Genomic DNA, 13,080 nt, shown 5'->3' on the forward strand with positions numbered 1-13,080 from the left:
AAGCGGAAAGGGGTCCTCGGGGACCGGCGGCAGTGGCTAGGCGAAGCCCTTTTCTTCCAGCCAGGTCCGGGCCGCTTCGCTGGGATCCAGCTTCTGGTCTCCGCTCACAGCCTGGTTCAGCTCGATCAGGTCCTCGGTGGTCAGCTGCGCCGACACCCGGTTCAGCACCTCGGTGGCTTCGTCGGTGAGCGCGTCCGCCGAGGCCAGCGGAACCACCTGCTGGGCAGGCCAGTTCTGCTTGGGATCTTCCAGGACCACGAGGTCGTTTTCCTCGATGGCCGGCGTCGTCGTATAAATGTCAGCCACCTGCACGTCGTCGTTCAGCAGGGCATCCACGGTGAGCGGACCGCCGCTGTCGCCAATCGGCGTGAATTCCTTGAACTCGCAGCCGTACTTGTCCTTGAGGCCGGCCAGCCCCTGCGCGCGCTCGGCGAACTCGGCCGGGGCGGCCAGGGTGAGCTGGTCGCAGACCTTGGCGAGGTCCTCGATGCTCTCCAGCTGGTACTTCTCGGCCGTGGCCGCGGTGACGACCATGGCGTCCTTGTTCTCGGCTTCGGAGGGTTCCAGAATGACCAGGCCCTCGGGCAGGGCATCGGGCAGGGCGTCGACGATCTCGGAGGCGTCCACCGAGTCGGTCTCGGGATCAACTCCCACCAGCAGGGCGCCGGTGTATTCCGGAATCAAGTTGATGGATCCGTCTTCCAGGGCGGGCAGGTAGACCTCGCGCGAACCGATGCCGAGTTTGGTTTCGGCCGGAATTCCGGCTCCGTTCAGCGCTCCGGCGTAAATCTCGGCAAGGGTGCTGGACTCCGGGAAATCGGCCGAGCCCACCACAATGGCCTCCGCGGCTCCGGACGCTGCCGTTTCCGACGGCGATTCCGAGGCCAGGGGGTCGCCGCCACCGCCGCCGCTGCAACCGGCCAGGGCGAGAGCCAGGGTGAAGCTTCCGGCCAGGGCCGTCAGGCCCCTCCGCCGGGAGTTCCGGCGCATGTGCTGGGTCATTGTTTTCCTCCTTGTGAGCCGGCAGCGGCAGGTCCGCCTCCGGTCGGTATGGTTACGCTCCCGGCCCCGGCGGCCGCCGCCGACGGGCGGCCCTCCCGCAGGCCGGGTGAAATCAAGAATCGTGCTGCCAAGGCAATCATGCCGTCGACGGCGAGCGCCAGCGCAGCGATGAGCACCGCGCCGCCGAAGACCCGCCCGTAGTCGGCCAGGGCCAGTCCGTCGATCAGGTACCGTCCCAGTCCGCCGAGGTTGATCATGGCCACCACGGCAGCGGTGGCAACAACCTGCAGGGTGGCGCCGCGCAGACCGCCGAAGAGAACCTTCAGCCCGTTGGGGACTTCCACCCGGAACAGGATCTGCAGCTCGGTCAGCCCCATGCTGCGGGCCGAGTCCACCACGCTGCGGTCCACTGAAGCGATCCCGGAGTACGTTCCGGCCAGCAGCGGCGGCACCGCCAGCAGCACCAGGGACCAGATCGGCGGCATCAGGCCGAGCCCGGCCAGCAGGACGAAGAGGGTCAGCATGCCCAGCGTCGGCAGTGCGCGCAGCAAGCCGGAGACAGCGACGACGGCCACCTGGCCGCGTCCGGTGTGGCCGATGTACAGGCCCACCGGGACGGCGATGGCGATGGCGATCAGCAGGGTCAGCCCGGTGTACTGCAGGTGCTCCAGGGTCCGCACCGGAATCCCGGCGGCGCCGGTCCAGTTGGCAGGGTCGGTGAGCCATTCCCAGCCCTGTCCCAGGGCGTTGGTGCTGGTGCAGTCGGTTCGGGGAATCGTCACTGGCATGATCTACGCCCCCTTCAGTGCGATGTCCGGGGCGGCAGCTCCGGTGCCCGCCCGCAGCGGCGCACCGGTGCCGGCACTGCCGCCGCCGCGGCCGCTGCGCCGGCCGCCCGGTTTGCCCGGCCCGGATCCGCCGTCGGCCGCCCCTGCCTTCCGGCCCGCCCGCAGCCACGGCGTCAGGGCGCGCTGCAGCAGCACGAACACCAGGTCCATCAGGAAGGCCAGCACCAGGGTCGCGACGATGCCCACCACAATTTCGGTGATGAAATAGCGGCGCAGTCCGTCCCGGAAGAAGAAGCCCAGGTTTTCCACTCCGATCAGCGCCCCCACGCTGACCATCGAGATGTTGCTGACCGACACCACCCGCAGCCCGGCAATCAGCACCGGCACCGACAGCGGCAGGTCAACGGTCAGGAACCGGCGCAGGGGCCGGTAGCCCATCGCCACGGCGGCTTGCCGCACGCCGTCGTCGACCGAGTCGAAGGCGTCCACCGCCACCCGGAGCATCAGCGCGACGGCGTAGATCGTCAGGGCAATGATGATGTTGCTGATGTCCAGGATTCGGGTCCCCAGGATCGCCGGCAGCGTGACGAACAGGGCCAGCGACGGAATGGTGTAGAGCAGCGATCCGGTGGCGAGCACGGCGCCGCGCAGCCGGCTGCTGCCGCGGATCAGGGCGGCCAGGGGCACGGCGATGAGGACGCCGAGCACCAGCGGCACGATCGACTGGTACAGGTGCAGCCCGGTCAGCCGGAACACCTGGTCGGTGTGCGCGAGGAACCACTCCACGTCAGCCTCCGCTCCGCTGCAGCCGGGCCGCCTCGATCTGGGCCAGCACTTCGGCGGGCCGGATGGCACCGATCACGCGCTGGTCGGCGTCCACCGCCACGCCGAGCCCGGCGGGTGAGGACAGTGCGGCGTCGAGGGCCTTGCGCAGGTTCTCGCCTTCCCGGTACAGCGAGCCGCCGGGCACCAGCTGCGCCGGGGTGGTGACGGCAGCCCGGTTCCCCCTCGGCACCCAGCCCAACGGCCGGCCGCCGTCGTCGACCGCCAGCGCCCAGTCTCCGGCGACCGCCTCTGACGGATCCGCCAGCATTGCCGGCTCCAGCAGCTGCACCGGATGCAGCGGAACATCCTGTCCCGCCTGGAAGGACAGATGCCGGAAGCCGCGGTCCCGGCCGACAAATCCCGCCACGAAATCGTCCACCGGGGCACGCAGGATCTCCTCGGGCGCCGCGTACTGCGCCAGCCGCCCGCCCACGGCAAATACGGCGACCCGGTCCCCGAGGATGGTCGCCTCGTCGATGTCGTGGGTGACGAACACAATGGTCTTGGCCAGGTCCCGCTGCAGGCGCAGCAGCTCCTCCTGCAGCTCGGCGCGGACCACGGGGTCCACGGCGCTGAAGGGTTCGTCCATGAGCAGCACCGGCGGATCGGCGGCGAGCGCCCGGGCCACCCCCACGCGCTGCTGCTGGCCGCCGGAGAGCTGGAGCGGGTAGCGTCCGCCCAGCGACGGGTCGAGTCCGACGACGTCGAGCAGTTCCGCGGCCCGCGCCCGGGCCCGGGCCTTGGACTGCCCAAGCAGCCGGGGAACGGTGGCCACGTTGTCCAGCACCGTGCGGTGCGGCATCAGGCCGGCGGACTGCATGACGTACCCCATCGACCGCCGCAGTTCCGGCGCCTTGACCGCGCTGACATCGGTGCCGTCCACGGTGATGGACCCGGCCGTGGGTTCGATCATCCGGTTGATCATGCGCAGGGACGTTGTCTTTCCGCATCCGGACGGACCCACGAAAACAGTGATGGAACCGCGGGCAATGTCCATGCTGAGGCCGTCCACGGCAGGTGCCGGGGAGCCGGCGAAGGACTTCGTCACGCCGCGGAAGCTGATCATCGGCTCGGCGGCCCGCGGGGCGGGGTCCGGCGGGGTCATGGCGGTGCCTTCCGTTGGAATTCATGGGGTCCTGCGGAACTCGTGTCCTGCCGGAAGTTCAACGGTAGGACACGCTTTGAACGGTAGGACAGAGAATGTTGGTAGTCCAGCTGTTCACTCGGAACAGGAGGCGTTGCGGATGGCCAGCTTCAGCCCCACCTGCACCAGGGGTGCCGGGCCCAGCTCGGAAATCCGGTCCAGCGGCACCCACTCCGCTTTGTCGGTGCTGCCGCCGAGCTCGTGGGTCAGCACTCCCGAAGTGATCCGGGCGCTGTAGATGATCCGCAGGGCGTGGAGGAGCCGGCGGCTTTCGCCGGGGAAGCGGTGTTCCGGCGGAATGAAGATGCTGTCCACGCCCAGCAGCTCTTCGGGTTCCACGGTGAAGCCGGTCTCCTCCCGGACTTCCCGCACGACGGCGGCGGGGGCGTCTTCGCGCAGCTCCAGTCCCCCGCCGGGCAGGGTCCAGCTGGAGTAGCCGTGGTCGTTCCAGTGCGAGAGCAGGATGCTGCCGCCGGATAGCACCACGGCATACGCGCCGATCCGGACGTCGAAGTCCTCAGCCACGCGGCTGGTCCCGCGCCGCGAGGTAGCGGGCGCCGTAGACGGGGTCCTGCTGCAGGAACCGGATGTCTTCCAGCCCGGCCCGTTCCAGGTCCTGCCGCAGCCGGTCCCGGAGCAGCGGCTGATGCCTGCCCAGGCCGCCGCCGACCACCACCGGGCCCGCAATGCCGAGCAGGCGTGCCGTGTCAGCGGCCAGCCCGGCCAGGTGGCGGGCGGCACCCTCGACGATCTCGGCGCCGGCGCCGCTCCCCTGCAGCGCGGCCTCGAACACCACACCGGCCTTGGACGCCCAGTAGCGCCGTCCGGCGGAATCGGCGTGGAACAGCGAGATGAGCTGCACCGGCTCCGTCACGGAGCAGGCCCGCAGCAGGGACTCCGCCAGCAGGTCGGGTTCCAGTCCGCGGTTGAAGCAGCGCAGGGTGTGGCGGACGGCTTCCCGGGCGATCCAGTAAGCGCTGCCCTCGTCGCCCAGCAGGTAGCCCCATCCGCCGGTGCGGGCTTCCTGGCCGGTGCGGCTCCGCCCCCACGCCACCGAGCCGGTGCCGGCAATCAGTGCGATGCCGGCCGGGCTCTCCCCTGCGGCCAGGATCAGCCGGGTGTCGTGGATGACGTCCACCACTGCCTCCGGAGCGTGCGGAGCGATCAGCGCGCGGAGGGCGGCGGCGTCGTCGTCGGTGTCAATGCCGCCGGAGCCGGCGATGACGCGGTCAACCGAACCGGCTCCCAGCGCTGTGAAGATCTCGGCAAGATTGGCTGCGGCCTGTGCCGGACTGACGTTCTGCACATTGGCGCTGCCGGCTGTCGCTTCCGCGGCGGGAGCGCCGTCGCGCAGGAGCAGTCCGTGGGTCTTGGTGCCGCCGATGTCGAGTCCGATGATGCTGGGCCCGGACCCGGCGGCGGGTGCCTCACTGGAATTCTGCATGCGACCAGCCTACTTTCCGCCGGGGCCGCTGGGTATGCCGGGCCTGGTGCGGCGGCGTGCAGGTCGTCAGGCGGCTTTTTTGCGGGACCGGATCAGCGCGAACACGCACAGGACGGCGCAGCTGAGGGCGATGGCCGCGGAGAACCAGGCCACGGCCGACGGCAGGCCCCATGCCGCACCGGCGGCGCCCAGTCCGAGCACGGGAATGGCGCTGCCCAGATAGGTGATCACGTAAACCGTGCTGATGATCTGGGCGTGCTGTGCCGGTTCCACCTTTGCCGCGACGTCGTTGAACACCGTCCGGAAGGCCATCCCCTGGCCGAAGCCGGCCGCCAGGGAGGCGGACACCAGCAGGGGAACGCTGCCCAGGGCGCCCGCCGCCGGGATCAGCGCGACGCCGGTTCCCATCAGCGCCAGCCCGGCCGGCACCACCAGGCGTCCGCGGACACCGGTGAGCTGGCTGACGGCCGAGGCCGCCAGCGCCAGGGCGGCCAGCAGCCCGACGACGGGGCGGGAGGAGGTGCCGGCGATGCCGGCGAAGTAGGTCGGCGCCAGGGACAGGTAAAAGCCGAAAACGGCGAAGCTCAGGAATCCGGTGACGGAGGCCATCCAGAACTGGGACCGAGCCTGGTGGGAGACCGCCAGGCGGCGCGGACGCAGGGCGGCCAGCGCCCGGCCCAGCGGCGGCACGGCAATGGCGGGGCGTGCCTTCAGCAGGCACAGCGGAACCAGCAGCCCGGCGAGGACCACGAAATGGATCAGGAACGGGGTCAGGGTGGGGGCAGGCAGCAGCGACAGCAGGCCGCCGATCACCGGACCGGCCGCCACGCCGCCGGCGGAGACCAGAAGCGTAAACCGGGTGGCCCACTCCGGCCGGTGCGGCAGCAGCTCCCGCAGCGCCGCGGAACTGGCACCGGTGGCCAGGGCCACCGACGCTCCCTGCAGCGCACGGCCGGCGATCAGCGCGCCCATGCCGGTGGCGGTTCCGAACAGCACGCCGCCGAGGAGGCTGACAACGCTGGCCAGCACCAGTGCTGCCCGGCGGCCAATGAAGTCGGACCAGTGCCCCACCAGCAGCAGACCGGCCACCAGGACCAGCACATAGGCGGCAAAGGCCACTGTCACCCCGAAGTGGGTCAGCCCCAGCCGCTCCCCGAGCAGCGGATAAAGCGGCGTGGCGAGGTTGGCGCCCACCAGCAGGGTGGTCATGATTGCCAGTGTCAGCAGCAGCCGGGGCCGCCGGGATGCATCCCATTCGCGGCGCCCGGCCGCGGCGGGCCGCATACGAAGTTCATTGAGGACTGTCAACGCGTGTCCAATACCCTTCTGCATTCGCCGAGTTCGTCCAGCATTCCGGCCCGTTCAGGACGAGGTCGCGGGGCGCTTTCACCACATCGGAATTCTTGACCAATTCCACTATAGGATGGGCTGTGCCGGGCCTGATGATGCACAAAAGTCCCAGCAATTGACGGTTTCGATCAATATTCTCCGTAATCCCTGAGAGGAGATGCGCGCAATGGGCAACTTGGACGCGGTTGATCTGAAGCTGCTGCTGGAGCTGGTGCGGAACCCGCGGGCCCAGATCGGCGACCTCAGCGAAACGCTGGGCATCGCCCGGAACACCACCCAGAGCCATCTGAAGCATTTGGACCGGGCCGGGCTGATCCGCCCGGGCGGTCGGGACGTGGATCTGGCACGGCTGGGCTACGACGTGCTGGCGTTTGTCACCATTGAGGTTTCGCACCGGGAACTGGATACCGTGATTGCCGGGCTCCGCACCCTGCCGCAGGTCCTGGAGGTTCACGAGATCTCCGGGCACGGCGACGTCTGGTGCCGGCTGGCGGCCACTGACACGCAGCAGCTGCAGACGGCCCTGCGTTTCGTGCTGCGGATCAAGGGTGTGATCCGCACCGAGACGGTGCTGGCCCTGCACGAGCACATTCCCTACCGGAGTGAGCCGCTGCTGGAAAAGCTGGTGCCTCCGGCCTAGCGGGCGCTTAGAACGGGCCGTGGGACCGGTTCAGCAGTTCCTCCGCCGCGGCCACCGTCCGCCGGGCCGCCCCGGAGCCGCGTGCGGCGGCTCCCGCAACGAGGGTAAGGGCCACCGCCGCGGAGCGGCAGTAGAGGGCCGCCGCATCCGTCTGGCGGGCGAAGACCCGGGCACAGCGTCCGGCCGCATCCTGCAGCCCGGTGTTCTCCGGGGACAGGGCCGCGAGCACCCACAGGTGGCCCAGGAAACACGCAAGGTCATCCACCCGGTGTCCCGGTCCCAGGGCGTCAACGTCGAGCATGCCGGTGATCCGCAGTGCCGCGTTGCCCGTGCCGGCAAGCAGGTTTCCGCCGTGGAAGTCCCCGTGCGTGGGCACCACCGGTCCCGGATCGGTCGAGCGGACTCCGGCGGCTATTGCTCGTGCACACCGGGTAATCCGTTCTGCCCCGTCCGGCAGCGCGACGGCGGCGCCGGCAGCGTAGTCCATGATGCGCTCGGACCAGGCCGGCCGGCGCGGCAGGGCCAGGCCCGCCGCCGGAAGCCGGTCCAGGAGCCGGGCCAGTGCTTCGGGGTCCAGCGCCGGGGTCCCGGCTGCGCTCAGCTCCCGGTGCAGCGATCGCCCCGGAAGGCCGCCCAGGATCAAAACGCCGGCAGCCGGGCCGGCACCGGACACCGTGTCGGCACCGGCCACCGTGTCGAGCAGCGGCGGAACGGGCAGCCCGGCAGCCGCCGCCAGCTGCAGGCGCAGGCGCAGGCCGGCAGCCAGGTGCGGCTGCGGAACTTTGAGGTAAACGGTTGGCCCGGCTGACCCGTCCGGCCGTTCCAAGGTTGCCCGGACGACAGCCCGGCGCAGCGGCCGGTAGGCCACCAGGTTCAGGGCTGCACGCGCTGCATCGGTGTCTGTGCCGAAGACATCGCGGGCCACCGCTTCGGCGCTGGTCGCCCAGGGCAGGCCCAGCAGGACCGGGTCGCGCGGATGGACCCACAGGCGGACCGCAGTGCCGCCGACCGTGCCCCGGGCCGTGGCGCCGCCGTCGGCCGCGTTGAGATCTGTGGTGGCTCCCACTTGGAGGTGCAGGGGCCGGTGTCCCGCAGCCGCGGAACGGGGAACGGCTTCGACCCGGTACAGGGCACTGATGCCGGCGCCGGGCCGATGATGGGAGCGAACGTGGGCCCAAGCAACCGGCTTGAGGCCCAGGGGACGCAGAGCGGCCGCCAGCGGGCCGGACATGTCGGAACTTTCAAGCAGCGCCTTGGACGCGGCCTCGCGGTCTCCTCGCGCGCCGGTCCGGCTGCCGCGGTTCATGCAGGGAGCGGCGCCTAGGCGCGGCGGCGCTGGAGGACGTCGTCCAGGTTGATCTTGCCGGTGCTCGGTGCGCCGCTGCTGCCGGACTCGGCGCTTTCGGCCGCGGCGGCCGGGGCGCGGAGCGGCGTCCGTGCTGCGGGCTTGGGGGTTTCCGGCAGGACGAGCGGTTCCGGTGCCGGGCGTGAGGCAACCGGGGCTTCCACATAGATCGGTTTCGGAACCGCCACCGGTTCCCAGGGGGTGGTGGAGGTCTTCGGCGGTCCGGCGGGTGCCGCTTTTGCGGCAACTTCCAGCGCAGCGCTGCGCAGTTCCGCTGCCGTGGGCCTGCGGTCCGGAGCTCCCGGTGCAGTGGTGAGCGAGGCCTCAGGGGCAGCGCCGGCCGGCGCAGTGGCCGCCGGACGGCCCGCGCCGGAGACGCTCTGGGCGTCGAACAGGACGGTTTCGGGGTAATGCCGCACCGGCTCTGCGGCGGGGGCCTCAGGAGCTGCCGGCCGCGGCGGTGCCGGCCGGCCGACACTCATCGCCGCGCGGAAGGCGGCGTCAACCCTGCTCCGGCGTGCCTGCACGGCAAGCGCGCGGAGTGAGGCAATCGCTGCGCCGCCCACCGCCAAGGCACCGACGGGGAGCCACCAGGAAGCAACTCCGAAGGCAGCCAGCGGCAATCCGATCACAACCAGGGCGAGGGCCAGCGCGCCGGCCAGGGCCAGGGCGGTGCGGCCGTAGTGGATCCGGAATACCGGCTGCCTGAACTGGACCGGTGCCGGAGCGCCGGTGTAGGGCTCCGATGTGCCGGTGGAATTTCCGGGCCGGATGGAGGTGTTGTGCATAATGTTCCCCTGCTGGGACAGTCCATCGGCGGTGATGGAAGAGCGGATGGCTGTAGACGAGGGAGCTGGCATGCCCGCGGCTGCCGGCGCTGCGGACAGGTCGGACCGGCGGAAAACGTACGGAGCAACCCACAGCAGCCAGAGGCCAACGGTAACGGCCAGGATCAGGGAGCTGTTGAGAGGGAAGTCCACACTACGACGTTATGAGCTAATGCACACCGGAGCGCGCATTACTGGCGGTGTGTCGGGGTTCGGTGCCAAAAAACCCGTAGCCGGCGGCCGTCACCGGGCCAGCCAGCGAGTCAGCAGGCCATCCGGCACGTCTTCAGTGGTCAGTGCAAAGCTGCGGTGGTCCGCCCACTGTCCGGCAATGTGCAGGTACCGTTCCCGCAGCCCCTCATCTCGGAAGCCCAGCTTTTCGACCACCCGCAGGCTCGCCCTGTTGTCCGGTTTGATGTTGATTTCCATGCGGTGCAGCCCCAGCACGCCAAAGCAGTGGTCAGTCGCCAGGGCCACCGCCGTCGGCGCTATCCCGCGGCCTGCCCGCTCCTCATCCACCCAGTAGCCAAGGGTGGCCATGCGCGCCGAACCCCACACAATCGTCGAGACAGTCAGCTGTCCGACGATCGCTGGCGGCGTGCGCAGCCCGCCGCGGCGTTCGGTGATCAGGAACGGAAGCGCCGAGGCCTCGCGGGCCTGCTGGTTCAGGCTGCGCACCATGGCCGCATAGGTTGGCAGCTCACCGCCGGGCAGCGGATTACTCGCCTCCCACTGCGCCATCCATTTGGCGTTGCGGATGCGGAGGGCCGTCCATTCCCGACGATCGCGGTAGCGGATGGGCCGCAGCCCCAGGTCGCCGCATTCCAGCGTCACCGGCCAAATGGCCGACCCCCACACGGCATCAGCTTTCGAGCGTACCGGTGAAGCTCTTGAGCCACTCGCGCAGGTCCGGGCCCAGATCTTCACGCTCGGAGGCCAGGGTCACCACTGCTTTGAGGTAGCTGAGCTTGTCACCGGTGTCGTACCGGCGCCCGCGGAAGACGACGCCGTAGACTCCGGCACCCTCCCCCTCTTCCTGGGCGGCAAGGGTCTGCAGGGCGTCGGTCAGCTGGATTTCGCCGCCGCGTCCGGGGCCGGTTTCCTCCAGCACGCCGAACACGGACGGGTGCAGCACATAGCGGCCAATGACGGCGAGGTTGGACGGAGCCTCTTCAACGGCAGGCTTTTCCACCATCTTGTTGACCCGGACGTAGTCTTCACCCTCAACGACGGAGATGTCGGCGCAGCCGTAGGCACTGATCTGCGAAGGTTCAACCTCAATGAGGGCAACCACGGAACCGCCGGTCTTGGCCTGGACCTCCACCATCTGCTTCAGGAGGTCATCACGGGCGTCGATGAGGTCGTCGCCGAGCAGTACGGCAAAGGGCTCGTTGCCCACATGCAGTTTCGCGCGCAGGACCGCATGTCCCAGGCCCTTGGGGTCGCCCTGGCGGAGGTAATGGATTTCACCCAGCTCAGACGCGGCCCGGACCATGGCGAGCCGTTCCAGATCACCCTTGTCTTCAAGTGTCTTTTCGATGAACGGAACCCGGTCGAAATGGTCTTCCAGGGACCGCTTGTTGCGGCCGGTGATCATCAGGATGTCGGACATCCCGGAATTGACGGCCTCTTCCACCACGTACTGGATGGCGGGCTTATCCACCACGGGGAGCATTTCCTTCGGCATGGCTTTAGTGGCCGGCAGGAATCGGGTACCCAGCCCGGCGGCGGGAATTACGGCTTTGGTTACGGTCGCGCGTGAAGTCATGTCCGTAAGAGTACAGAAGCACAGCCTCTTTTCACCAAAACGCAATCTGTTGCGGCTGGGACTATTGCGACAATGGAAACATGACGAACCCCGCTGCCCCCACCTCCAAGGAACTGGCCCGGCAGCTGTACCGGCGGCTGCGCCGGGAATTGCCGCCGGATGCCCCGCTCGCTGCCGGCCGGTCCCTGGCCATCCATGCAGCGGCGGTTCTTCCGGACCTGGTGCGGCCGGGCAGCACTGTCGCCGGCTATCTGTCAGCGGGCCGTGAACCGGGGACCGCGCCGCTGCTGGAGAACCTCTTGGAGATGGGGTACGACGTCGTCGTCCCCGTCTGCGAGCCGGACCGCAGGCTCTCCTGGTGCCGCTGGAAACCCGGAACACCGCTCCTTCCGGGACTCTTCCCCTCGGTTCCGGAACCCGCAGGGCCGCGCCTGTCCCCCGCCGAACTGCCGGACCTGAACCTGCTTTTGGTGCCCGCCCTCGCGGTCGACCGGAACGGCGTGCGAATGGGCAAGGGCGGCGGTTATTACGACCGGTTCCTGTCGGAGCTTCGGTCGGGCGGCAACCCCGCTCCGGCGGTGGGCATCGTGTACGACCATGAACTGGCGCCCGCCGGCCACTGGACGCCAGATCCCTTCGACGAGCCGATGGACGCGGTACTGACGCCCTCGGGGTGGACCGGGCTGGCGCAGCGCCCGGTGTATAGTTAGCACTCAAGGCCACCGAGTGCCAGCTGCCGTTATTCGACGTCCAGCCGGGCCAGGGGCCTGACATCTTGGTTCTCAGGAGGAGTAAGTAACAGTGCCTACATATGCCTATGCCTGCAAGGACTGCGGTTCCGCTTTCGACATCCAGCAGTCCTTCACCGACGACACCCTGACCGTTTGCCCTTCCTGCAGCGGAAACCTGCGCAAGAAGTTCAACAGCGTAGGCGTGGTCTTTAAGGGATCGGGCTTCTACCGCACTGATTCACGCGAGGCCAAGAACAGCGTTCCGGCGGCTCCGGCCAAGTCCGACAGCTCCTCCGGAGCCGCAGCCTCGCCTGCCCAGTCCTCGTCGGGCTCCTCTGCCGCACCCACTGCCGGAGCGGCATCGGGAACCGGTTCCTCCGCAAAGTAGCTCCTGCGCGCAGCAGCTCCTCCCCAGCGCGTTTCTGCCGGGTCCGGAACTGAACATATCCACCGTCCGGCGGGGACACCCTGCTCCAACACGCATCGGCTCCTAGGGTCGGACCGTGCTTCCTTTTTCTGCGCCGCGTCCCGGCCCCGGCTCTTCCCTGATGATGCGACTGCGGCGTTTAGTGGTCCGCCGGCGGCGCCTGCTTGCCGCCCTGCTGTGCTGCGCGGCTGCCGGTACCGCAGTTCAGGCCCTGCTGCCGCCGGACCCGGGTGAGGTTTCGCTGGTGGTCGCCGCTGCCGATCTCCCCGCGGGAGCACTGCTCACCGCGCAGGACCTGCGTGCTGTCCCGGCAGCGTCAGCAGCCGTTCCGCCCGGTTCCTTCGCCGCCGTGGATGCGGTGACCGGCCGGCGGCTCGCCACGCCCCTGAAACAGGGCAGTCCGTTGATGCAGACCTCCCTGGTGGGCACGGGGCTCCTGACCGGCGCTCCGCCCGGCACAGTAGCCGTATCCGTCCGCCCTGCGGACCCTGCCATCGTGCAGCTGCTCTCGCCCGGCCAGCTCGTGGATGTTGTCCTCGGAAGTCCGGACGCAGAGCAGGCCGGAGGCGCCCCTGCAGTGCTGGCGGCGGATGCCCCGGTCCTGTGGACGGGCTCGGACGGCGCCTCATCGTGGCCCGGATCGCAGGAAAGCGGCGCTGTGGTGGTCCTGGCCGCGCTTCCCGATCAGGCAGCGGCTTTGGCCGCCTCATCGGGAAGCGGAAACCTCCACCTGATCCTGACCGGCGGCTGACCCCACCGCCGTGCTGCGACATTTGATCGTCCGCTGCA

The 13,080-nt window shown here is 69.4% G+C and carries 15 protein-coding genes; 4 read left to right on the plus strand and 11 right to left on the minus strand.

Annotated elements, in window-relative coordinates:
• Nucleotides 1-36: 36 nt before the first annotated feature.
• The 7 genes from QNO00_RS05225 to QNO00_RS05255 all read right to left on the minus strand — a co-directional run bounded on the left by QNO00_RS05225 (nt 37) and on the right by QNO00_RS05255 (nt 6,511).
• A complete protein-coding gene (locus QNO00_RS05225) occupies nt 37-1,002 on the minus strand; it encodes an ABC transporter substrate-binding protein (RefSeq protein WP_229964943.1) in 966 nt (321 codons plus the stop codon).
• Entirely contained in the window at nt 999-1,784 is a 786-nt protein-coding gene (locus QNO00_RS05230) for an ABC transporter permease (protein WP_284023859.1), read from the minus strand. The genes QNO00_RS05225 and QNO00_RS05230 overlap by 4 nt, the downstream gene beginning before the upstream one ends.
• Before the next feature lie 9 nt (nt 1,785-1,793).
• Nucleotides 1,794-2,576 carry an ABC transporter permease gene (locus QNO00_RS05235; RefSeq protein WP_229964941.1) on the minus strand — a complete coding sequence of 261 codons (783 nt, stop codon included), beginning with the start codon at nt 2,574-2,576 and terminating at the stop codon, nt 1,794-1,796.
• Between the two features lies 1 nt (nt 2,577).
• The gene (locus QNO00_RS05240; RefSeq protein WP_284023962.1) at nt 2,578-3,681 is read right to left on the minus strand and encodes an ABC transporter ATP-binding protein; all 1,104 of its coding nucleotides are present in this window, start codon (nt 3,679-3,681) and stop codon (nt 2,578-2,580) included.
• Between the two features lie 153 nt (nt 3,682-3,834).
• A complete protein-coding gene (locus QNO00_RS05245; protein WP_284023860.1) occupies nt 3,835-4,284 on the minus strand; it encodes an NUDIX hydrolase in 450 nt (149 codons plus the stop codon).
• Entirely contained in the window at nt 4,277-5,203 is a 927-nt protein-coding gene (locus QNO00_RS05250; RefSeq protein ID WP_284023861.1) for an N-acetylglucosamine kinase, read from the minus strand. The genes QNO00_RS05245 and QNO00_RS05250 overlap by 8 nt, the downstream gene beginning before the upstream one ends.
• Nucleotides 5,204-5,269: 66 nt before the next feature.
• Nucleotides 5,270-6,511, minus strand: a complete 1,242-nt coding sequence (locus QNO00_RS05255; protein ID WP_284023963.1) for an MFS transporter — start codon at nt 6,509-6,511, stop codon at nt 5,270-5,272.
• 208 nt (nt 6,512-6,719) lie between these two features.
• Between QNO00_RS05255 and QNO00_RS05260 the strand changes: the two genes are divergently transcribed.
• Nucleotides 6,720-7,193, plus strand: a complete 474-nt coding sequence (locus QNO00_RS05260) for an Lrp/AsnC family transcriptional regulator (protein WP_229964938.1) — start codon at nt 6,720-6,722, stop codon at nt 7,191-7,193.
• 7 nt (nt 7,194-7,200) lie between these two features.
• Here the strand turns inward: QNO00_RS05260 and QNO00_RS05265 are convergent, their stop codons facing one another.
• The 4 genes from QNO00_RS05265 to galU form a co-directional block, all read right to left on the minus strand.
• Entirely contained in the window at nt 7,201-8,499 is a 1,299-nt protein-coding gene (locus QNO00_RS05265) for a phosphotransferase family protein (protein WP_284023862.1), read from the minus strand.
• Between the two features lie 14 nt (nt 8,500-8,513).
• Complete coding sequence (locus QNO00_RS05270) at nt 8,514-9,518, minus strand: hypothetical protein (RefSeq protein ID WP_284023863.1); 1,005 nt, start codon at nt 9,516-9,518, stop codon at nt 8,514-8,516.
• Nucleotides 9,519-9,608: 90 nt separating this feature from the next.
• On the minus strand, nt 9,609-10,223 hold the full coding sequence (locus tag QNO00_RS05275; protein ID WP_284023864.1) for a GNAT family N-acetyltransferase: 615 nt from the start codon (nt 10,221-10,223) through the stop codon (nt 9,609-9,611).
• Between the two features lie 4 nt (nt 10,224-10,227).
• Nucleotides 10,228-11,133, minus strand: coding sequence for a UTP--glucose-1-phosphate uridylyltransferase GalU (gene galU, locus QNO00_RS05280; RefSeq protein ID WP_229964934.1), 906 nt, complete (start codon nt 11,131-11,133; stop codon nt 10,228-10,230).
• Between the two features lie 80 nt (nt 11,134-11,213).
• On the opposite strand from galU, the gene QNO00_RS05285 reads away from it, so the two are divergent.
• From QNO00_RS05285 to cpaB, 3 genes are all read left to right on the plus strand, one after another.
• Nucleotides 11,214-11,843 (plus strand): 5-formyltetrahydrofolate cyclo-ligase, encoded by a 630-nt coding sequence (locus tag QNO00_RS05285; protein ID WP_284023865.1) that lies wholly within the window; start codon nt 11,214-11,216, stop codon nt 11,841-11,843.
• A 91-nt stretch (nt 11,844-11,934) separates the two neighbouring features.
• On the plus strand, nt 11,935-12,252 hold the full coding sequence (locus QNO00_RS05290) for an FmdB family zinc ribbon protein (RefSeq protein WP_229964932.1): 318 nt from the start codon (nt 11,935-11,937) through the stop codon (nt 12,250-12,252).
• Between the two features lie 115 nt (nt 12,253-12,367).
• Nucleotides 12,368-13,042, plus strand: a complete 675-nt coding sequence (cpaB, locus tag QNO00_RS05295) for a Flp pilus assembly protein CpaB (RefSeq protein ID WP_284023866.1) — start codon at nt 12,368-12,370, stop codon at nt 13,040-13,042.
• The last annotated feature ends 38 nt before the right edge of the window (nt 13,043-13,080 follow it).

It is taken from the genome of Arthrobacter sp. zg-Y1219 (genome assembly GCF_030125545.1).
Classification (GTDB): Bacteria; Actinomycetota; Actinomycetes; order Actinomycetales; family Micrococcaceae; genus Arthrobacter_B.

Bases quoted from the DNA above. Each gene is read 5' to 3' on its own strand.
- QNO00_RS05225 (WP_229964943.1), bottom strand. From the start codon at position 1,002: ATGACCCAGCACATGCGCCGGAACTCCCGGCGGAGGGGCCTGACGGCC.
- QNO00_RS05240 (WP_284023962.1), bottom strand. From the start codon at position 3,681: ATGATCAGCTTCCGCGGCGTGACGAAGTCCTTCGCCGGCTCCCCGGCA.
- QNO00_RS05250 (WP_284023861.1), bottom strand. From the start codon at position 5,203: ATGCAGAATTCCAGTGAGGCACCCGCCGCCGGGTCCGGGCCCAGCATC.
- QNO00_RS05260 (WP_229964938.1), top strand. From the start codon at position 6,720: ATGGGCAACTTGGACGCGGTTGATCTGAAGCTGCTGCTGGAGCTGGTG.
- QNO00_RS05265 (WP_284023862.1), bottom strand. From the start codon at position 8,499: ATGAACCGCGGCAGCCGGACCGGCGCGCGAGGAGACCGCGAGGCCGCG.
- galU (WP_229964934.1), bottom strand. From the start codon at position 11,133: ATGACTTCACGCGCGACCGTAACCAAAGCCGTAATTCCCGCCGCCGGG.
- QNO00_RS05285 (WP_284023865.1), top strand. From the start codon at position 11,214: ATGACGAACCCCGCTGCCCCCACCTCCAAGGAACTGGCCCGGCAGCTG.